14 protein-coding genes and 1 pseudogene are annotated in these 22191 nt (G+C 50.0%); 4 read left to right on the top strand and 11 right to left on the bottom strand.

Annotated elements, in window-relative coordinates:
* The first annotated feature begins 426 nt into the window (after positions 1-426).
* The 3 genes from LK436_RS05560 (at position 427) to LK436_RS05550 (ending at position 2149) form a co-directional block, all read left to right on the top strand.
* Positions 427-891: a hypothetical protein gene (locus LK436_RS05560; RefSeq protein WP_008399516.1), complete on the top strand. Its 465-nt coding sequence runs from the start codon at positions 427-429 to the stop codon at positions 889-891.
* Between the two features lie 692 nt (positions 892-1583).
* Entirely contained in the window at positions 1584-1862 is a 279-nt protein-coding gene (locus tag LK436_RS05555; RefSeq protein WP_008399513.1) for a type II toxin-antitoxin system RelB/DinJ family antitoxin, read from the top strand.
* A complete protein-coding gene (locus tag LK436_RS05550) occupies positions 1859-2149 on the top strand; it encodes a type II toxin-antitoxin system YafQ family toxin (protein WP_008399512.1) in 291 nt (96 codons plus the stop codon). Before LK436_RS05555 ends, LK436_RS05550 begins: the two co-directional genes overlap by 4 nt.
* A gap of 226 nt (positions 2150-2375) precedes the next feature.
* Here LK436_RS05550 and LK436_RS18520 read toward each other — a convergent pair.
* Positions 2376-2513, bottom strand: a pseudogene (locus tag LK436_RS18520) (MobA/MobL family protein); the annotation flags it as partial.
* A gap of 197 nt (positions 2514-2710) precedes the next feature.
* Entirely contained in the window at positions 2711-3013 is a 303-nt protein-coding gene (locus LK436_RS05540; RefSeq protein WP_044931914.1) for a hypothetical protein, read from the bottom strand.
* Between the two features lie 207 nt (positions 3014-3220).
* On the opposite strand from LK436_RS05540, the gene LK436_RS05535 reads away from it, so the two are divergent.
* Complete coding sequence (locus LK436_RS05535) at positions 3221-4435, top strand: IS256 family transposase (protein WP_227910175.1); 1215 nt, start codon at positions 3221-3223, stop codon at positions 4433-4435.
* Positions 4436-5101: 666 nt separating this feature from the next.
* Here LK436_RS05535 and LK436_RS05530 read toward each other — a convergent pair.
* The 9 genes from LK436_RS05530 to LK436_RS05490 form a co-directional block, all read right to left on the bottom strand.
* Positions 5102-5434 (bottom strand): hypothetical protein, encoded by a 333-nt coding sequence (locus tag LK436_RS05530; protein WP_008396622.1) that lies wholly within the window; start codon positions 5432-5434, stop codon positions 5102-5104.
* Between the two features lie 15 nt (positions 5435-5449).
* The gene (locus LK436_RS05525) at positions 5450-6769 is read right to left on the bottom strand and encodes an RHS repeat domain-containing protein (RefSeq protein ID WP_008396621.1); all 1320 of its coding nucleotides are present in this window, start codon (positions 6767-6769) and stop codon (positions 5450-5452) included.
* Positions 6770-7396: 627 nt separating this feature from the next.
* On the bottom strand, positions 7397-7756 hold the full coding sequence (locus tag LK436_RS05520) for a hypothetical protein (protein WP_008396620.1): 360 nt from the start codon (positions 7754-7756) through the stop codon (positions 7397-7399).
* A 12-nt stretch (positions 7757-7768) separates the two neighbouring features.
* Positions 7769-17368, bottom strand: coding sequence for a DNRLRE domain-containing protein (locus LK436_RS05515; protein ID WP_147594702.1), 9600 nt, complete (start codon positions 17366-17368; stop codon positions 7769-7771).
* 197 nt (positions 17369-17565) lie between these two features.
* Positions 17566-18315 carry a hypothetical protein gene (locus LK436_RS05510; protein WP_008396617.1) on the bottom strand — a complete coding sequence of 250 codons (750 nt, stop codon included), beginning with the start codon at positions 18313-18315 and terminating at the stop codon, positions 17566-17568.
* A 444-nt stretch (positions 18316-18759) separates the two neighbouring features.
* Positions 18760-19434, bottom strand: a complete 675-nt coding sequence (locus LK436_RS05505; protein WP_008396615.1) for a biotin transporter BioY — start codon at positions 19432-19434, stop codon at positions 18760-18762.
* A gap of 102 nt (positions 19435-19536) precedes the next feature.
* Positions 19537-19983, bottom strand: coding sequence for a DUF1934 domain-containing protein (locus LK436_RS05500; protein ID WP_008396614.1), 447 nt, complete (start codon positions 19981-19983; stop codon positions 19537-19539).
* Positions 19984-20055: 72 nt separating this feature from the next.
* Complete coding sequence (gene murI / locus LK436_RS05495) at positions 20056-20871, bottom strand: glutamate racemase (RefSeq protein WP_008396613.1); 816 nt, start codon at positions 20869-20871, stop codon at positions 20056-20058.
* 23 nt (positions 20872-20894) lie between these two features.
* A complete protein-coding gene (locus LK436_RS05490) occupies positions 20895-22001 on the bottom strand; it encodes a D-alanine--D-alanine ligase family protein (RefSeq protein ID WP_008396612.1) in 1107 nt (368 codons plus the stop codon).
* Between the last annotated feature and the right edge of the window lie 190 nt (positions 22002-22191).

The following is a 22191-nucleotide window of genomic DNA, read 5'->3' as shown; positions in this document are numbered from 1 at the left end:
CTGTCCCGGACAGAAACCTGTTTTCTCTTTCATCTGAATGTTGCGGCGGAATGTTCAGAATCCCGTTGAAAGAGAATCCTGTTTCCGTACCAGTTCAGCTTTTCTTGGCCTCGGAGCATTTCCTCGGTGTCAGCGCAGCTTTCCTCTTTAGCTCTCCCTGTGTTTCCCCCGGCGCAGGAGCTGTGCAGGAAGCCGGCAGTCTGCCAGGGCTGATTCTCCTGCTGTCTTCGGCAAACTCATCCGTCCGTCCCGGGAGCCCGTATCTGAGAGTGCATTTTCTTCATATTAGCTAATTCCTGCCCGTTTGTCAAATATGTTTTCCTGCATTTTCTACAAGTATTTCCCGGAAGTTGCAGCCGTTTGGCTTGCCTTTTCCTATAGGGAATGTTATAATAATCAGCGAGACAAAATTACGGAGGTACTTCTATGGACATATTCTTCAACGTGCTGCTGGGCGTTCTTATCGTCGCAGTCATTGTGCTGGCAGTGCTGTATTTCCTGGGTCGGAAAATGGAAAAACGTCAGGCTGAACAGCAGTCCATGATGGAGGCTGCGAAGCAGGTAGTTTCTATATTAGTCATTGATAAGAAGAAGCTGAAAGCCAAAGATTCCGGTCTTCCGAAGATGGTTACGGATCAGGTTCCGTGGTACATGAGACGGGCCAAGTTTCCGATCGTAAAGGCCAAAATCGGACCGAAGGTTACCACTCTCATTGCTGACGAGAAGGTTTTCTTACAGCTTCCAGTCAAGACTGAGGCTAAGGTCGTTATCAGCGGTCTCTACATAACGGAGATCAAGAGCGTGCGCGGAGGCATCCCGCCGCTTCCAAAGAAAAAAGGATTTTTCTCCAGATTTAAGAAGGATAAGACAGAGAAAAAAGCATCCAAATAGCCTCCTTGGGATAGATGCCGGGGAGGGAAAAAGGAGCCGTTGCAAAATAGATGAGAAATCATCTATGGAGCAATGGCTCCCTTTTTATGTCTTTCATCTGGCCTTTCATTCTTTTCTCTCGTCTGCCTTCTGTCTGTGTTTGCTTTTTTGCCGGAAGTTTTTCCTTTATATGTAGCATTTCAGCTTGTTGGATCGGTTTGAAAATCAGGAATGGAATTTTGGCGCAGGAGAGTCTATTTTTCAGGGGAGAAATGTGTGCTGGTGAAGGGCCGGGTGGTGACAAGTCACCCGGCCTCTGGGGCATCGCCCGGCTTTGCCGGGCGAATAAATACTAATCATGATAATTATACTTTTGATACATCAAATCAGTTTTAGCAGCTGCTTTTTCAATAGTCCATGACGGGGATGGGTTCAGGCTTGCTTTTCTTCATGCTGGCACTTCCCGCACCCGCCGCAGTTGCCTCAGCCCTGGCAGGCATGGGCCTCCGGCTCCAGGCCAGTGAGCGCGTCTGCCAGTTTCGACTGTAACAGGGCAAGGGGCAGGCAGATGTTCATGTGGACAGTGACGGGTAAATAATCTGCTTCATACAGTGATCTCCTTCAATGAATTTACTGTTAAATATTCGTGCAAAGTATTGTTTTCTTCGTGCAAATAGCATATACTAAAAGTACCAGAGAAAGGGGTTGATGATATGGCTGGCAATACCACAAACATCAGCATCCGCATGGACGCGGATTTGAAGGCACAGGCCGACGCCCTGTTTGCGGAACTCGGCATGAATTTATCCACGGCGTTCAACATCTTCGTGCGCCAGTCGCTTCGTGAGGGCGGCATTCCCTTTGAAGTGAAGCTGGAACAGCCCAACAAGGAAACGATTGCTGCCATGCTGGAAGCGGAAAGGATTGCAAAAGACCCGTCTGTAAAGGGCTGCAATGACCTTGACGAGTTGTTTGCCGACCTGCAAAAATGAGGAAAACGAAGTATACCGTCAAGTACACAACCAGCTTTAAGAAGGACTACAAACGGGCAATCAGGCGAGGCCTGAAAATTGAATTGCTGGAGCAGGTCGTGGCGCTGCTGGCGATGGGCGAACCGCTGCCGGAGAAGAACCGCGATCACGATCTGTCCGGCGATTGGGTGGGCCATCGGGAATGTCACATTCTCCCGGACTGGCTGCTCATTTACCGCATAGAGGATGATGTGCTGGTTCTGACGCTGTCCCGCACCGGGTCACACAGCGACTTGTTCGGCAAATAAACCGTCCGCCGCCGTATGGGGAAACCTATACGGCGGTTTTTCTGTATTGGTCAAAGTTCCGGCCCCCGGTCATGAGATTTGTCCTGTTCCTGTCGGGCCAGTTGGTCGGCGGCCTTTCGGAGCCGTTCAACGGCTTTCAGGTCCTCCCGCAGCTTGTTGTCGGAGACGATCTGCCGGTTGACTTCTCCCTTGTCAGTGCGGATAGCGCGCTTCTCCATCTGGCTGGGCGCTGGCCGTTCTCGTCCAGGTCGTATGCCTTGCGGCACTTTGCGTCCCATGCGCCATTTTCTTTCAGGGGCCGGACGGTCAGCATGATATGAACATGGGGGTTGCCGGTTTCCTTGTCGTGGATGGTAAAATCGGCTCATCCAGCATTATTGCGTTAAATATATTATTCTCTTGTTTTTACTACCTTTATATTGAAAAATGCGTCATAAGGCATAGCCTTTTTCATTATAATAGGGCAAAGACACATACAACCCGACTACTATAAATACAAATCGCAATATGCCATGGGTTAAACTATAAAAGAGGTGCATATTCTCTGATAAAAATTCTACCTTAATTCCAGCTATCCTCTTTCCGATTCCAGAACCCTCCAATAATAACCACACCATAAAAGATCGTTATATAAATGGTATATCTTTTTTCTCTCTCATAGGCAATTGTTTTTTCACTTATCACTGACTGCATAATCTTGTCGGCAATCTCTGTTAGTTTCGCGTTATTAGTTTGGAGTGAGGATACAATATCATTCCATGATACTCCCCACCATTTTTCTATTTTCTCATTTGGAACGTATTCATTTTTTTCCGCATCCCAATATATTCTTTCATATTCATGGAACTGTTTGAGGTAAGTCACTACATCAGCCTCCATTCCATATGAACAGCTGAATATGCGGTCAGAAATAATTATATAAATACGCGGAATTTCATCTTCTCTTGGTTCTATTTTGGATGACGTATAATTAATTTCGCAAAATTAATTTCATAAAAATAGACATGGTCTATAGCCGTTTGGTAAAATTAAGTCACCACAACCAAATCTATCAAAGGAGGCTATAAAACCATGTCTGATAAGATTATACAGCTAAATGAGGATTTAATAAAGCACGATTTAAAGGATCTTGTCCGCAGCAGTGTTGAAGAGACTTTAAATGCCCTGCTTGATAAGGAAGCCGACGAATTAGTTAACGCTGAAAAGTATGAGCGTTCTTCTGATCGCCAGGGATATCGTTCCGGCCATTATAAACGAAATCTCCATACAGCTGCAGGCGAAGTGGAGCTGAAAGTTCCAAAACTCAAGGGCATTCCTTTCGAGACGGCCATTATTGAAAGATATCGCCGCAGAGAATCTTCCGTGGAAGAAGCTCTGATTGAGATGTATCTGGCCGGTGTTTCTGTACGCCGCGTTGAGGATATCACCGAGGCTTTATGGGGAACAAAAGTATCTCCTGGAACCATCAGTAACCTGAACAAAAAGGCTTATGAACATATCGAAACCTGGCGTACCCGTCCGCTTTCTGGAAGCTATCCTTATGTTTACGTAGATGGCGTTTACCTGAAACGCAGCTGGGGCGGCGAAATCCAGAATGTTTCTGTTCTTGTTGCCATTGGCGTCAGCCAGGATGGCTGCCGGGAGATCCTTGGTGCCGCTGAAGGGATGAAGGAAGATCGTGAAAGCTGGCGTTCTTTCTTCGTATGGCTGAAGGAACGCGGGCTTACTGGTGTTCGATTGATCATTGGCGACAAGAACCTCGGCATGCTTGAAACGATTCCAGAAGTCTTTCCGGATGCCAGATATCAGCGTTGTACAGTTCATTTTTACAGAAATATATTTTCTGTTACGCCCCGTAACAAGATGAAAACAGTAGCGCTTATGCTCAAGGCGATCCATGCACAGGAGAGCAAGGATGCTGCTCGTGAAAAAGCGCTCCAGGTATCGGAAAAACTCCGGTCTATGAAGCTTGCCAAAGCTGCCAAAAAGGTGGAGGACGGAATCGAGGAAACCTTGACCTATATGGATTTTCCTACGCAGCATTGGACCCGGCTCCGGACCAATAACGCGATTGAGCGTCTCAACCGTGAGATTAAACGCCGTACAAAAGCGATCGGCGCTTTTCCTGACGGGCAGAGCGCCTTGATGCTCGTATGTGCCAGACTGCGTCATGTAGCAGCAACAAGCTGGGGAGCCAGACGTTACATGAATATGGATCATCTTTTCAATCCAGAAGAGGATCAGCTGTCTGATATCATAGCCGGCTGCCAAACGGCAAGATTTTAATTTTGCGAAAAACTATTGACACAATCCCGGCTCGCCGTCAATGTTGGTGAGGTGTAATGTAAAATACGCATGAATTGTGATTGCCTTATAGAAAGAAAAAGGCTGCCGGGATTAGTGAAAGCATTAAACCCGACAGCCAGACTTCCATGAAACCTTTCCCCCTATTCCTGTCTCTAAGGAAAAGTTTTTAAGCCATTTTCAACCTCTCTTTTAGGTGGCCTGGCAGAACCCTGTATTTGAGAAAATCCGGATTCTGCCATCCTGCCCCCCAAAAATGCACCGTAAAATCAATGGATTTGCAGTCAGCATACGAGATTTCTGAATGGAAACACGTTCTTGGCTAAAGCAGAGGCCTTTCTGATTACCATACGAAGAACTACTTTTTTCTTACCCCTGTGACGCGCCGTGACCATCCGTGTACCGATTTTCAAGCATCACTCGGAAAGGTGTGTCGGCAGTCTCAGTATTCGGCTTATTGGCCCGATTTGAAAAGAGAGTTTTCAGTCCAAAAAGCAATTTCAATGGGTCGAAATGTATGCTAGTGAAAGGTCGGGCACCCGACCGTGGGACGTCATCCGGCAAAGTCAAGTGATATATCAGATAATAACTACCAGTCTCCTCTCACCATTTTCCAGAAACATCATCCGTAAAATTAATCAGAAATATTTACGATATTACTATTTCCATTTTTACGCCACTAATATTTGAACTTTTAGTTAAATATAAATATCTGTCTATATTTTCTTCATTTTCATTAATAAATAAATTATATCTCGAATATCCGACAAAACCAACAAACTCTAAAAACAACTCTTTACTTAATTTTCTAGAAAAATCATATAATTTTATATTAATGAATATTATTCCTTCATTTTTCATCTCTATTGTATGATTTTTTATATCATTTCTCCCTTCAAAAAAAGCTTGAATATCTTTACTCATTCCTAACTCTAAATGTGATTTAGCCTCCTGAAACATTTTAAAAAAATTTGTGTCCATGGTTACCTCCCAATATTAATTTTTAGGAATATAGTTACCGCCGTTCAATGAGGTAGGATGAGAATAAACTGTGACTATTTTATCTCCCCACTCGTTTGTAATTACTGTATTTCCTCTTTTATCTTGATATCTCCAAGTCACCTTTCCTGTAAGTTTATCAATTTCTTTTGTACGATGCTTATAATTGTTATCAATAATGCTATCAATCTTCTGAGAGTCAAATCCTCTCTCATTCGCCCTTTCTGCACCATGTTTTGTATATTCACGCCCTTTTGGAGTTTTATCTCCAGCATGTATCTCAGTCTCCTTCTCCCCCTCTTCCTCTGTTCCTTTTCCTCCAGAGTTCGAAGCTCCTGACATTTCCGATATCAGGCTATTCAGTGCTTCCGCTATGGAATTCCCTTTCGCCGCTATCACAGTTGCTCCTGCCGCTATTTCCACCGTCGCCGCTCCCGCTGCTCCCAGTGTCAATGCCATCGCTCCGCCCATAAAAGCGCCGCTGATTGCTCCTCCTCCTGCGAAAAACATTCCGAAAATCGCCGCAATTGCCGCCGCATTTCCTACTATCCTTCCCAGTTCAAAGGCTGCCCTGTCATATCCTCCGCTGTCGATCAGAAAGTCAAGCAGCACAGAGGCCGGTTCCAATGCTCCGTAAACCGTTCCTATTATGAAACTGAATATGGCATTTCCCACATCATGTAAAAGCTGAACCGTATCACTGCACACGATCATGACGCTTGCTTTTACAGCGGCTTCCATTAAGTCTTTCACTTTATTCTTTACCGCATGGCTGACATTTTCGCTGATCATGTCTACTGCATTGGCTACGCCCTTTGATACGCTTCCCCAAAGCTCTCTGACCGCCTCTGTTCCTGATACCACTGACACCGGAAACTCGGTTCTCTCTGAACCTGTCTGTGACAGCGGATAGTTGTTGGCTTTCCACGAATCATCCGGATCATACGACGGGCCTGTCAGATACTCTGACACAAATCCGCTCGGATCGATATAGTTTAACGGATTACTCTTTACATAGTTATACCGGTTCAGCGTCAGCGGATCGCTGATATCTCCCAGGTAAGTATCTTCAGTTAAGAAATTCCCCCTCTCCACGTCATAGTATCTGGCTCTCAGGTACTGAAGCTCCAGCATCGGATTGTAGCTCTCGGCATTGTATCCGTAGATCTGGTTGTACTCCGGCTCGCCAAAGGTCATCTTTCCCGTGGCATTATACCGGTAGGACGCCCACAGGCCTCCGTCTGCGTCCGCCACTCCGCTTACGCTTCCCCTCGGATCGTAGGTGTAGTATCCCGTCCAGCCGGTAAACCGCTCCACGGTCAGCCTCTCGTTTCCATAAGCATATGCCGTATCCGGCTCGCCGTCAATGTTGATGAAGTGTAATGCAAAATGTGTATGAATTGTGATTGGCTTATAGAAAGAAAAAGGCCGCCGGGATTAGTACAAACACTAAACCCGACAGCCAGATTTCTATGAAACCTCTCCCCCTATTCCTGCCTCTAAGGAAAAGTTTTTAAGGCATTTTCAGCCATTTGTAACTTCTCTTTTAGCTAGCCTGACGGCACTCGGTATTTGAGAAAATCCGTATTCCGCCGCCCTACTCCAAAAAGCACCATAAAATCAACAGATTTACAGTCAGCATACGAGATTTCTGAATGAAAACACGTTTTCGGCTAAAACAGCGGCCTTTCTGATTACCACACGAAGAACTACTTTTTCTTACCCCCGTGACGCGCCATGACCATCTGTGTGTTAATTTTCAAGCGTTACTCGGAAGGGTTGTACCGTCTGCCGCAGGATTCGGCTTATTAGCCCGATTTGAAAAAGAGAGTTTTCAACCCAAAAGTGAGTTTAATAGGGTAGAAATGTGTGCTGGTTAAAGGCCGGGTGGCTTGATGCCACCCGCCCGTGGGGCGTCGCCCGGCAAAGCCGGGCGAATAAATACTAATCATGATAATTATGCTTTTTATACATCAAATCGGTTTTAGTTGCTGCTTTTTCAAGCATCTCACTCTCCCCAGTGTTCTCAAGGATACTTTGGGTTTTTGAAAAATCAAAGCCAAATTTTGTCTGGTAAAATTGTAAAAAATCAAGTGTTGCGCTTATAATGTTTTGATTATTAAGAAGTGCTACATCATTTCGATCTTTCCAATCATTATACACAGCTTTATCCATTGGTTTACCATCCTCCCACAGTTCAGGAGATATTGACCCTAAAAAACCTCCTAAGTCATTTTCTGGACACTGCTCATAACACTGATCCAAAATATAGAAAAACATTAAAAACGATTGCATAACTCTCATATTTTCTCCTTATCATGGCTTTTTCAGGCCTGTTTCTGGATTCCACGGTTTCGGTGTATTATTAACTCCACCTTCAAAAATATTTCCATTTCTTGATTCTACCCATACTTGACTCCCATCGCTCTGAATCTTTGTATACCATTCATTCCCATACTTATCAGTTCCACGGAAATTGGCAGGATCATTCGCGACATCTTCTAATAATGCTCTATTTTCTGGAGTATCTGGAATATGACCTTCTGCATCTCTAAAAATGTGTCCTGTCGTTGAATCATTATCAGGTATTTTATTCTTTTTAGAATCAGAATTCCCCTTACCTTCATCGCTTGTATTCCCTTTTCCACTGCTGCTTCCCTCATTTGAAACTGCGAGTGTTAAATGACCCTGTGTCAATGCATTCCAGGTTATTGCAATTGCTGATGTTGTGACAAGAACTGCCGCTCCTCCTATGACAATCGTTGCTCCTGCCGCGGCTCCTACTCCTCCCACAAACATTCCTGCCATGATTGACAATACCGCTATTATACCTGAGCGGCCCAGAATCTTTCCCAGGTTGTAGGCGTCTGCATGCTCACTGAATATTTCATCAGATACATCCGTAGGTATTGCAAATGCATTATCAATCCCCATCAGCATTCCGGCCAGAAATGATACGAGTACTTCTCCTATCTCTTCTCCTATTTCTACCACTTTTCCGCATACATCAACAACTGATGCACCGACTGCTTCCTCCATCCATTTTCCTATTTGTTTTAGATATTTCGTACCAATATCTATCGCCTGATCAAGCTCTCTGAGAAAATGGTCAACACCTTTAGAGACACTTCCCCAAAGCTCTCTGACCGCCTCTGTTCCCGATACCACTGGTACTGGGAACTCGGTTCTCTCTGAACCTGTCTGTGACAGCGGATAGTTGTTGGCTTTCCACGAATCATCCGGATCATACGACGGGCCTGTCAGATACTCTGACACAAATCCGCTCGGATCGATGTAATTTAACGGGTTAGACTTTACATAGTTATACCGGTTCAGCGTCAGCGGATCGCTGATGTCTCCCAGGTAAGTGTCCTCGGTTAAGAAATTCCCCCTCTCCACGTCATAGTATCTGGCTCTCAGGTACTGAAGCTCCAGCATCGGATTGTAGCTCTCGGCATTATATCCGTAGATATTGTTATACTCCGGCTCGCCGAAGGTCATCTTTCCTGTGGCGTTATACCGGTAAGACGCCCACAGGCCGCCGTCTGCGTCCGTCACTCCGCTTACGCTTCCCCTCGGATCGTAGGTATAGTATCCTGTCCAGCCGGTAAACCGCTCCACGGTCAGCCTCTCGTTACCGTAAGCATACGCCGTATCCGGCTCGCCGTCAATATTGACTTCCATCAGGACTTCTGCGTATTCCCGGTTCACGTCGCTCACATACTCCACCAGCTCATAATTCTTCTGATGGCCTTCCGTCTTAATCAGGTCAATAAGGCCCTGCTCGATGGCTGATACCGGCTTTTCCGGCATCAGGATTCCGCTCTGGTTCTCGCTTCCGCCTGTGTTGTTGGTATTGCCGTTGCCGTTGTTGCCTTTGTCCTTATCTTTGTTCCCGTTGTTGCCTTTGTCCTTGTCTTTGTTCCCATTACCGTTCCCGTTATTTCCCTGATCCGGCTTTTCCTCCGCATCCGACGGGCTGGCGGCGTCCCAGCCGTAGTGGTTTCCGTTTCCTCCATCTCCGTTGTTGCCGTTGTTTCCGTTTTCATTCTTCTTTTTAAACAGGGAAATGATCTGGTCAGCTTCCTCCCTGGTTTCTGTTTCCGGCAGAAGTGCGTTTTCCGTCCTCTTCTCCTCTGCATCGGATGCTGTCGCTTTGCTCTCCTCCTGCGGCCGGAGCAGTTCCTCTAAGGACAGGGTCAGAGCCTGGTAGGATAACAGGGCGTCTTCCGGACTGATGGATGTTTTCTCTTTTCCGCTTTCCTTTCCGTTGTTCCCCTTATTTCCGCTTCCCGTATTGTCCTTGTTGTTCCCGTTTCCATTCCCGCTGTTTCCCTTGAAGTCGTCGTCCGTATGCAGGTTGTAGGACAGCTGGAAGGTCCGGTTCCCGTCTCCGTCGTAGGCCATGGCTGCCAGCAGGTTGTCTTTTTCGTATACAGCCTTCAGACGGTTCTCCACCGTATAGTAGTAGCTCAGCTCTACCTTATCGGTCCCCTTTGTCCCGTTCTCGGAAACCAGGTTTCCGTCCGCGTCATAGCCGTACTCCATTTCGGTATGCTTCTTCCCGTCATAGAGTTTTGCATGGACTGGCTGGTTGGACAGGTTATAGGTGTACTCCGCACTCTCCTGTACGGTTCCATTCCGCTTCTTCGTATAGCTTAACCGGTTCCCCATGTCATCGTAGGTATACTCATAGGTGTAGGTTCCCTGGTTTTCTTCCTTCTCTGTGGATTTTAACAGCTTTCCGTCCTCGTCGTACTCGAAGGTGCGGTTTGTCTCCACGATCTGATAGTTGTCTTTTCCGTCCTTATCATGTTTGTTCCGGTGCTGGCCTCCGTGAGGGTACTTGTCGTCATGACGGCCGTTCTCGTGCTTTCCGTCATGCTTGTCATCCCATGCGTAGCCGTAGAGAGATTCGATGGCATCCTCACCGATGATGAAACCGCGATCATCATAGGTATAATCGTACTGGCTCACGACCCATCCGCAGTCGTCACAGGTATTTTTCATGGTAACGATCTGATCTCTGGCATTGTAGGTATTGTAGGTGCTGATACCGTTTGGACGGTGGATCTGGGTGATCCGGTTGATGGCGTCGTACTCATAGGTGGTGCTTTCCCCATCCCGTCCGATGACCTCGGTCAGGTTGTCGTTCTTATCGTAGCGGTAATGGACGCTGGTTCCGTCGGGATAGGTGATGCTCTCCAGCTGATCGGAACCGTCATAAGTGTAGGAGACGGTCTGCCCGGATCCGTTTGTCACCTGGGTGATGCGGCCGAGGCCGTCATACTGGTAAGTGCTTTCCCCGGTAAGATCCATCATGGATACCCGCTGGCCCAGAGCGTCGTAGCCGTAAAGCACGCCTTTTTCTGCCTCTTCGTCCTGTCCGGCAGCCGGTTCCCCGTTTTTCCCCACAATCACCGTGTCTTCTGCATTTTCGTAGGACTTCTCCACCAGGTTATTCAGCTTGTTGTAGTCGTACCGGATGGTGTCGCCGCTGTTGGTCGTATAACTGGTCAGACGTCCTCCCGCGTCGTAGCTCCATTTCTCCGTCCGGCCCTCCGCGTTTGTCAGGCTGGTACGGTTGCCCTCCAGATCGTAGGTATATCCGGTGACGCGGCCCATGGTGTCTTCCACAGCCGTCACATTGCCCATCTCATCGTAGGTGTACCGGGTCTTCAGGCCGCTGGGCAGCGTTACCTCTGTCAGATTATCCAGGATATCATAGGAAAACCGGGTATTTAAGCCGCTGGTTCCTGTGAAGGTCAGAAGGTTTCCGTGGGGATCGTAGGCGTAATGCTCGCTTAATCCCATCCGATCCGTATAGTCCGTAATCCGGCTGCCCGGATCGTAAACAGTTTCGGTGGTCTCGCCTAAGGGGTTTTTCGTTCCAATCAGGCGATCGTCTTTATCATAGGTATAGCTGTAGAAATATCCTTTCGGATCTGTGATTCCGATGAGGTTGTAGGCCGGATCGTAGGAATACTGCGTGGTTCTCTCTCCCGGTTTTGTCTGGGAAATCAGGCGTCCCACCTGGTTGTAGGCATACTCAGTGGCCTTTCCCTCCGGATCCACACTGGCCTTCAGCTGATCAATGAGATCATACTCATAGTTCCAGGTATATCCCAGGGCATCGGTGACGGCGTTCTGATTGCCGCGGATGTCGTATCCGAATTCCGTAATTCCCCCTTCCGGATCTCTTACCTTCGTCATCCGGTGCATCACGTCGTACTCATAGGAGCTGTTTCTTCCCAGACTGTCGCTGTCCTCTATGATATTGTCTGCCGGATCGTACTCGAAGGTACGGGTCAGGCCCAGTGGGGTGGTGATACCGGTCAGACGGTGGACAGGATCGTAGGTATAGACGTAGGAGCCCCCGTTTTTCTGGGTCAGCTTTGTCACCAGGCGGTTTAAATCCACCTCGTAGACGGTGGTGTTTCCCGCCGGATCGGTTTCGCTGGTCAGCTCGTCATGTTTGTCATAGGTATAGGAAGTCTTTGCCCCCTTCGGGGAAATGGCCTCGATAAGGTTTCCCATCACATCGTATCGGTACTCGGTGATCAGGCCGTTGGGATCCTTAACCTTCGTCACGTTCCCCAGGGCGTCATATCGGTATTCCGTCTTATTTCCCTCCGGCGTGGTGAAGCTCAGCAGACGGGACAGCTCGTCATACTCGTAAAGTTCCGTGTTTCTGCGCCCGTTGGTGACGGAGGTGAGCCGGTCAGTATCATCGTAGGCGTAGGAGGTTTCAGCCCCTTCCGCGTCCAGGGCGGACAGGAGGTTTCCCACTGCGTCATAGGTATACCCGGTGACTGCTCCCAGAGGATTGGTTTCGCTGGTGACCCGGTTGATGGCGTCATAAGCGTAGATATAGACCGCCTCTCCCGGTTCCGTGGTCTTTATAAGATTTCCTGCCGGATCGTATTCGTAGGCATAAGCGGTGCCGTCCGGCTGTATTACTCTGGTCAGACGGTCCAGGGCATCGTACTCGTAGCGGGTAACGGTCTGTCCGAAGTCGGTCTGTTCTACCAGACGTCCGAAGGGATCGTACTCATAGAAGGCGGTCCTTCCGATGGTGTCGCTCTGCCAGATGAGATTCCCGCTTTCGTCGTAACCATAGAGGGTGGTATTCCCGATATTGTCCTTCTTCTTCGTGACGCGGCCCATCTCATCATAAGTGTAGGCGGTTACGACGCCGGCCTCGTCCGTGCTCGTAATGATCCGGTTGTTCGCATCGTATTCCATAGTGACAGTATCGCCGTCAGGCATCTGAATCCTTACCAGATTTCCGTTCTCGTCATAGGCGGTCTGGTACTCGTGATCCAGGGCGTCAGTCAGCGCAACCGGCTGGTTTAACTCGTCGTAGACAATCCTGGTTTCCCCTTTCAGGGCATCGGTGGTTTTCGTCACATTGCCCACTGGGTCGTACTCGCGGGCAGTCACATGGCCCAAAGCGTCTGTCTGGGCCAGGAACTCTCCGATTTCGCTGTAATAGAATTCATCACTGTGACCGTTGGCGTCGGTGCTTTTCACTATGCGGCCGTTTAAATCATAATCAGTGGCGGTCACTCCGTCCAGGGCATCGATCACTTCCTGTAAGCGGCTGGCCCCGTCATAGCGATACCGGGTGCTGTGGCCGTTGGCATCGGTGAAAGTCAGAAGGTTTCCGGCTCCGTCGTAGACGCAGGCGGTTTCACCTCCCAGCGGATCTCTCGCTTTCGTGAGCTGGTTGTTGTGGTTGTAGGTAAATGTATAAACCCTCGTCTCGTCATCGGACAGGCGGACGATATTTCCGTTTCCATCATAGCCAAGCTCTGTGACAAGACCGTTTGGCGCTGTCATGCGGATCACACGGCCGTTTTTGTCGTACTCATAGGCCTGGGTGGTTCCGTCAGGGTTCGTCTGCCTGAGCAGGCGGCCGTTTCGATCATACTCATACCGGCTCTCGTAGCCCATGGCGTCCGTTACCAGGACGGGAAGACCAAGGATCGAATCGTATTCGGTATGTACCGTGTTTCCTCTCCGGTCAGAAGCTGCAATCTGGTTTCCCTTCGCGTCCAGGATATAGGAAATCTTCTGCCCTTTGGCGTCCGTCACGGAAATCAGGCGGTTTCTGCCGTCATATGCGTAGACCGTGGTGCGGCCCAGAGCATCCGTTTCGGATATCCGATTGTAGTTCCCGTCGTAGGCGTAAGTCAGAGTATTTCCCTTTGCGTCTGTCCCGCTCAGGATGTTGTGCATGGGATCGTAGGTGAAGGCAGTTTCCGTTCCCATAGGATCGGTAATGGACAGCACCTCTCCCGCCGGGCTGTATTCATAGACCGTGGTTCCCCCGTCCCCTGCTGTTTCTGTAAGATTCCATCCGTTTTTATTGTAAGTCCACTTCTCTGTGCGGCCGGAACCGTCTGTCTGAGTTAAAAGGCGGTTCATGGCGTCATAGGTGAAATGGGCGGTATGCCCCTCCCCATCGGTGATGGATGTCACCGCAGCGCCGTCATACTGAAGGGTAACAGTACCGCCGTTTGCATCCGTCATGGAAATCAGGCGGCTCTGCCCGTCGTAGGTGAGGGAAACCGTATTGCCCTCAGGATCCGTGGCCGTCAGGAGATTGCCTCTTTCGTCATAGGTATAGGCGGTGGTGCCGCCCTCATAGTCAGTGGCGGTTAAGAGCTGGTTTGCCTCATTATAGGTGAAGGAGGCCCTGGAACCGTCGGCCCTCGTCTCAGTCAGGAGATTTCCATTCCTGTCATAGGTGTAGGCGGTGGTATTTCCCAGCTCATCTGTCTCTGATGACCGGTATCCGTTTTCATCGTAGGTATAGCGCAGCTCGCTTCCGTCCGGGTATACAATCCGGGTGGTTCGGTACTGGCTGTCATAGCAGTATTCTGTGATATTGCCATTATTGTCGGTGACGGTGGTACAGCCGTCGGCATAGGTCAAAACGGCAGTGTTTCCATTTCCGTCCGTCTGCTTCGTCACACGCCCCTCCCCGTCATAGACATTTGCCGTGACGCAGGTGCCGTTCTCATCATACCAGGCCGTCATGCGGTGACTGTCGTCATACTCATATCGGCGGGTATCTCCGGCCTGGTTAGTATACTGAACCAGATTTCCATCCTCGTCGTACTCATAGCTTACCTGGGTGCCATCCGGCAGACCTGCCTCTGTGATCCTACCCTTCTCGTCCATGGTGATGTCGAGAATTTTTCCCGTAGGAGATTTGATCTGAAGCAGGTCATAATCGTCACTGTAGACGAAGGTGGTGCGGCGGCCCTGCCGATCCTCATGGTACTGGAGAAATCCCTGGGCGTCAAACACGAATGTACTTCCGTCCGTGTCTGTCACCTTCCATCCGGCGCAGGCCGGCGGGGCGATGGCGCTTTCTTTCTCCTCTTTCTCGCTGTCCGGTTCACCGGACTGCTTTCTGGCGTCTGAGCTGCTGGCTCTTGGAAGTCCTGTCACCAGATTTTCAGCAAAGCTCCTCCCGGACGCCAGCTTTCTCTGCTCTGCCTCCTTTAAAAGCTCCTCCGTGGTGACAACCCTTGTTTCTGTGGCAGGCCGGTCAGTTTTCGCATCCTTGCCGGTTTCCCCGGATTCGTTTCTGCCGCTCTCCTCTGCGTCAGAGGCGGTGGCAGTGTCGATCTCAATGGAGTCCAGGGGAGTAAGCGTCTGGGCATAGCCTTCCGGCGCCTCGTAGGTATCCCCGTTCTTTGTAAAGGGGATGCCCTTTCCATCGCTCCTCTTATAGAGGATCGTTCCGTCCGGCAGGATGGACAGGTGGTCGCCTAAGCCGGAGCTCCAGCCATAGCCGAACTCATTGTGGTAGTCCGGCAGGGAGGAGTTGTAGCTTCTCGTGATGCCAAAGCTGCCGTTTAATTCCGGAATCCCAAAGTCCTCCTGGGTCATGTAGAAGTTTCCTGTATTCAGATTCACAGGCTCCAGACCCAGCTCACAGTTGACATTGGCTCCTGCCAGCAGATTTTCCAAGAGCTTCTCTTCAAGAGGCGTCAGATTATCCTGCCAGGAGTAGGGCTCTGCTGTCTTCGGTCCGCGGATGAAGAGGATTGTATCCGCTTCTGCCAGCTGATTTTTGTACAGGTGGTTATCTCTTGCGATGGTGTTGGGATTTACCCCGTAGTGACGGGCAATCCGGTTTACCAGATCGTGCTGCTGCACCTCATAGAGCAGGAAGGTATCACTGTCTTCCGGTGTAAAGGTGATTTTCTCCCCCTCAGTATCAGCCGTTCCGTCTTCATTTAGCGGATATCCCTCGGCGGTTCCTGACACGTAATAGATCGTATCTGTTTCCAGGTCGTCCAGGGTCCATCCGCTCTCTGCCTGCCAGTTGGAAACCAGACTGGCATCATAATCGCTCTCCAGATCTGCTTTCTGGAAATCCGGGTAGATAAACTCCTCTGCGCCCTCTGTCTCCCCGCTGTCTTTTTCCTCCTCTGAGGCCTCTTCCATCAGCTGCCAGGAAATCTTTGCGCCCTCCTGTGTCTTTCCGTTTGTCAGGACGCCGGATACGCTGTATCCCCCAATCTCGGTGCTGACAATAGACGGAGTTACATCTATCGTGGTCTTTTCCAGATCCATGGCCTCTTCTTCCAGATTTCCCTCCCATACCACAGTGATCTTCGGGCCCTGGGCTGAATTGTAGGTATTTGCAAAGGTCTCTGCCGCCATGCGGTAGGCAGGATCCGTCGTCTCACCGGCCTCCACCTGGGCTTTCAGCATAAAGCCGCCCTGAGGCTCTGTCTTTGCGATCCAGGCGTTCATCACCTCAGTAAAGTCAAAGGACAGAGTCTGGTTCTCTCCGGCAGAGCCTGCAAAAATATGGCGTTCCGGCGCCGGGTTAACGGCCGGCATAGAATTCCAGGTCACGCGGTTGGCATCCCAGCCCACCACCGGAAAACCAAGCTCGAAGACACTTGTGCCCTTGCTGTTGTCTGTCTGCTGGTGGATCTCCAGGGTTGCCTGCAGGCAGTTTGTGGCAGAATTCAGAATATCCTGCATGTTGGCATCGTCGAACATATTGACTGCAATATAGACGCGGCAGTTTTTCATACTGTCGTCCACATATCCCACGTAAGACGGGCTTCCCCAGTCATAGTGGGAAGACGGATGTCCTTCAGACACCGTACACATGATAAGCTCATTGGATGGAACCAGGGGACTCGGATCGATACGGACCGGATAGGCTCGGTCCTCATCCTCCAGCCAGTCCTCGTCTGCCTTCACTGTCACAGTCACCCGGTCCTTCTTCCCGGACAGCTTCATAGTCAGATCGCTGCTTGTTTCTCCGTCGTCATCAATCATCAGAGGCGCATCCAGAAGAAATACCGGCTCCTCTTTTCTGTCCCGGTAAATCACAATGCGGCCGTCCTCTTTGGCCGCCTGGAGGCCCGGAATCTTTAACTGGTAGGTAAACTCATACTTCTCTGACGGTTCCAGAAGGATAATGTCCTCCTTCACCGTATTCCCAACTACCGTATACTGGTAGTCAATGTTTTCATATACATCCGTAAAACGGATAGCATTTCCCTCACAGAGGCTCCGTTTGAAGCTGCCGCCGGAGGGGATCAGCTCCATGCTGTCTTCCCCGGACTCGATGCGGATGCCCCGCGCAGACGTAATCCGCTCCGGGATCTGAATATCTGTTTCACCGCCTGCATTAGCCAGGTAGGAGGAGGCAGAAATGCTCCTTAAAGGCATGGCGTTAGAGCTGCTGGCCTTCTGCGGCTCATCTTCACCGGGTTCCTCCTTCTCTCTCTTTTCCTTCAGAGGAATCAGAGTGTCATCCACCTCTTCCACTGTGCCGTCTTCCCGCTCATAGAGTCCGGAATACCCGCCGATCACGGTTGTATACTCTCCGTCCCCGGTACGGTAGGTACGGACGGAGCCGTCAAAGCGCACCAATTCTCCGTCTGGCTCGTCAGCCTCAGGCTCCTCGTAAAAATCCTCGGGAGCGCGAAGCTCCTCTTCTTCCAGAAGCTGCTCTTCTTCTGGAAGCGTTTCCTCAGGAGGAAGCTCTTCCAGGGGGGGCTCCTCCTGCTGCTCCTCTGAGGACGGTTCTTTCTTTGGAGGCTGTTTCTCTTCCTCTGTCGGATCATCTATGGTGCCGGAGTCCTTGGAACTGTCAGGCTTTTCGCGCTGTCTAAGTCAGAACCGTCCCCGGATTCCCCGTCTGCTCCGCTATCATCTGTCCCGGAACCAGCCTGAGAGCTGTCTTCCTCTTCACTTCCGCTCTCTCCACCGGCTTCACTTTCACTTGTGCCGCTCCCACTTGTTTCGTCTTCACCTGTTTCGCTTTCGCCGGATCCGCTTTCACTCTCGCCTTTTTCGCCGGTTTCGCTTTCACTCTCGCCTTTTTCGCTGGTTCCGCTCCCGTCTGTTTTATCTTCTCCTTTCTCAGAGCCGGAACTGCTTCCCTCACTTTCAGAACTGCCTCCTTCGGAGCCTGTCTCACTCCCCTCAGAGCCGGAGCTTCCGCTCTCTTCCTCTTTTTTGGAGCTGCTGCTTCCGGTTTTGCTGTCTTCTGTGCGTTTTCCATCTGAGCCGCTCTCCTCCTGACTGCTGCTCTTCGGCTGGCTGCCTTCTGTCCCGCTGCCCTTGGACTGGTCTTTGTCGTCTCCCTGAGCGGCGCTGTTTCTTCCTGAGCTGTTTCCTCCCACTGACCCGGAAAATCCCAGTTCATTCAGCGTCAGGGCTGAAGGGCGTGAAAAGTCCACATAGCGGGGCATGTTTTTAACCTGCTCTGCCGCATCGGCCACCAGGACTGCCGTGTTCGGCAGCACCATGGATGCCGTCAGAACCCAGCTTATAATCTGCCTGCCAATCTGCCGTCTTCGTTTCTTTTTCATACAACTCCTCCTTTGCATGTTTTGATTTATCTTCAAAGCCTGTATCCGATACAGGCTTCGTGATTTTCTGCTGCCGGATCAAATGGAGTATTTGCTGAAATCTGTGAGAAAGCTAATCAATGATGTGAAAAGAGAGTAGATTCTATTATGTTTTCTGCTGTTGTTTGACTGTACTGATTTGACTGTTGTATCGTTCTATTTGCCCTCTTTATTATTTACACGAATTCGCAGAGATTAATATGACAATTTTTCTGTTCTTATTTATTTTTTCGTATTTTTTTAATGTCATTCCAGATTTTTTTGTCAAATTATGCTGTGTTTTGACAGCGCTTAACCTCCCGCAGTAAAAAAGCGGGCAGGGCTTTTTGTATAACAGGAAACCTCGTTCCCTGTTATACAAAAAAAGAGTCTGCCAAAGCAGACTCCAAAAACCGGTAAGCTCCCTTACCTCAGAAATGCCATCATGGGCTTCAGCCTCCTGGCAGTGAGACTGGCCAGAAAGCACAAAAGCAGATCTCCGCCGGCTGTCAGCAGGAAACAGTTCACAAAAACTACTCCGGCTGTTACAGGCATATGGATCACGTAATTGCTCAGAAAATAGAAATAGAACATGCCTGACAGATACATGACAGTGAAGCCGCAGAGGCAGGCTGCCATAAGGCTCTTCAGGGAAGAGCTCCTGAGCTTTTCGGAAACGGTTCCCGTCACCCATGCGGCGGCAGCAAAACCCAGCAGAAATCCGAAGGTAGGCCTGAGCAGATAGGCCGGCCCTCCCCCTGCTGCAAAAATAGGGACTCCTACCAGGCCCACGGCCAGGTAAGTGAGGACACAGAGAAATGCCTGCCTTGCCCCGAGAAGCAGCGCTGCCAGCAGAACAAAGAAAAACTGAAGGGTAAAGTTCATAGGAAAGGGCTGGACGGGGATGCTGATTTTTATAAATGCTCCCACTGCAATCAGCGCAGTGAAAAAGCCGCCGGCCGCCAGCTCTCTCACCCCAAGGCCGGCTGCAGCCGAAGCTGTTTTTCCCGCCTTTTTGTCAGTCTGACAGATTCCTGGCATCTCCCTCTGAGCGCTGGGCTGTCTTTCTTTTTTTGCACTTTCCTCCTGCCGCTTTATCATCCGTTTTTCCGCCTTTCCGTCGTTGAAAAGAGGACTCTCATAAGAGCTTTCTGCCCTCTCCTCCTTTAGTATGTTTCCAGTTAAGCCTTCTCCTTCTTCCCACTATGAATTCAAATGAAAATCAGCCTTTTCCTTTGACTGAATGTCAATGGAAATCCTGCAGTTTGACATTTTTTCAAAATTTACATCGAGAGTATAATCCACGTGAACGCTGATTCGATCTTCCTGCTCGTCTATGTCTATCATGTTTGTGCTGACACCCACCATCATCTGGCCGAAGGCGGTGGAATAGCAGTTTACATTCGTCTTGTTTTCCTCAAAAACCATATGGGAGCGGGCCGGACCGCTCTTCATCACATCCACCGTATTTCGTCCGATCCGGATTGTATTTTTCACCGCCCTGTCAAAACCCTCCACCAGCTCGTCATAGACGATATAGTGCTTATTGTTCTTAAAATAATAGCTTCCGGCCGTGATAACCTCCACATTGTCGGATTCCCCGTCCACCGTGTGGATTCCCCGGATACTCACAAGAACCTCTTTCGTCATTCATCATTCTCCTTCTGCTTTGGAATACCGCAGCCCTCTGTCACAGTCTTTTTCCTTCCCGGTCTTGTATCTTCAGTATTCCTCAATATTTATCTTTCTCGTCTCCTTCACCTCTCCCGGAAGGATTGCCGTTGCAAAGCTCTTGAACCGTTCTGCCATGTCGCTGACAAAAAACTGGTATTTTTCCCCTCCGGCCTCCCCCGGAATGCAGGTAAGCTCCTTTTCCCCCAGAAGGCTCTTAAGCTCCCTGGCGGTCTCGTAGGCCGGATTGATAAGCGTCACCTCCTCGCCCATCAGCCGCGCCAGCGTGGAGCGAAGGAGAGGGTAATGGGTGCAGCCCATAACAAGGGTATCAATATATTTTTCCTTGAGAGAGGCCAGATAGCGGGAGGCAATCTCGTCGGTGACAGAGTCGTGGAGCAGCCCCTCCTCCACGAGAGGCACAAAGAGGGGACAGGGCTTTCCAGTCACCTCGATTGCCGGGTTCATCTGCTTCATCAGCTCTGTGTAGACGCCGCTTCTGATGGTGGCCTCTGTGCCGATAATCCCTATCTTTCTGTTTTTCGTCGCCTCCACAGCAGCCCTGGCTCCGGCGTGGATCACGCCGATAATCGGAATGTCCAGATCCTTCTCCACCGTTTCCAGCGCGCAGGCAGTCGCCGTATTGCAGGCAATGACGATGGCCTTTACCTCCTTGGTCCGCAGGAAACGGATAATCTGCCTGGAATATCGGATCACCGTCTCCTGAGATTTCGTTCCGTAGGGAACCCTGGCGGTGTCTCCGAAATAGACAAGCTTCTCCTCCGGCATCTGGCGCATAATCTCCCTGGCCACTGTCAGACCTCCGACTCCCGAATCAAATACACCGATAGGCGCGTTTCTGTCCATATGCTCTCCTTTCCAGCCAGCCGTTATGAGTCATACCTTACGCGTCCATTTTCGATCAGGCGCGTTACAAGCTCTGTCTTATCCACTCCCGCAGCCTCGAAAAGCATCGGGTACATGCTGATGGCGGTAAAGCCTGGGATGGTGTTGATCTCATTGAACACAACCTCTCCCTGCTCTGTCACAAAGAAGTCCACCCTCGCCATTCCGTAGCCGTCTACAGCGGTGAAGATCCTTCTGGCAGCCTCTCTTACCTTCTCGGCAGCGTCCCCCGGCAGCTCAGGATTGACCACTGTTCTGGACTCTTCATTGTAATACTTGGCGTCAAAGTCATAGAAGTCGGCGGCCGCCAGGATCTCACCCACACCGGAAGAGATGACCTCCCCGTTTCCTCCTCCGAACACGGCGCACTCTACCTCGCGGCCCACGATCATTTCCTCTACCAGAATCTTTCTGTCATGCTTCGCAGCTTCCCTCAGTCCGTTCTCCAGCTCGCTGCGGTCTGAGGCTTTGGAAACTCCCCTGGAGGAACCTGCGTTGGACGGCTTGATAAAGACAGGATAGGAGAAATACTTTTCCACCCGCTCTGTCACGGATTCCATATGGGAGAGCTCCCCTCTCATAACCGGGACATAGGCTGCCTGGCGCACGCCCAGAGTGTCCGCCACAATCTTTGTGTACAGTTTATCCATGGAAACGGCAGAGGCCAGGACTCCGCAGCCCACGTAGGGCAGTCTGGCCAGCTCAAAAAGGCCCTGGATAGTTCCGTCCTCCCCGTAAAGCCCGTGAAGAACCGGAAACGCCACATCCACCGGAACCTTCTCCACTCCGCTCTCTCTCTCAATGAGCACACATTTTTCCGTGGCATCCGGAGAAAATACCGCGCGCACGGATTTGTCTCTCCAGCTCTCGTCCCGGATGGACTCCACGCTGTCCACATAGAGCCATTTTCCCTCCTCAGTTATCCCCACAATTACCACGTCGTATTTTTCCCTGTCTATATGGTTAATTACATTGACAGCCGACATGCACGATACGATGTGCTCTGAGGACTGTCCGCCAAACACTACCAGCACCTTTGTTTTCATCTGTCTTTCCTCTCCTTCTGTGTCCTTTTCTATATTGATTGTCATATTCCGGGCCAATACCTGCCGGATCGCCCGCAGTCTCTGCTTTCTGCAGACAGCGCTGCTTCTGGCGTTCTCAGGCGCCAGAAAAGAATCTCAAGCTGGCTCCCATTCAGTTTATTCTCATACCAGAGCAATTTCAACCTTTTTCTAATAAAAACTGTTTAAATTATATCATGCCTGTCAATACTCGGAG

It is taken from the genome of Clostridium sp. M62/1, assembly GCF_020736365.1.
Classification (GTDB): domain Bacteria; phylum Bacillota; class Clostridia; order Lachnospirales; family Lachnospiraceae; genus Otoolea; species Otoolea saccharolyticum_A.
Note: the sequence above shows the minus strand (reverse complement) of the source record. Positions and strands in the feature narration are given on the sequence as shown.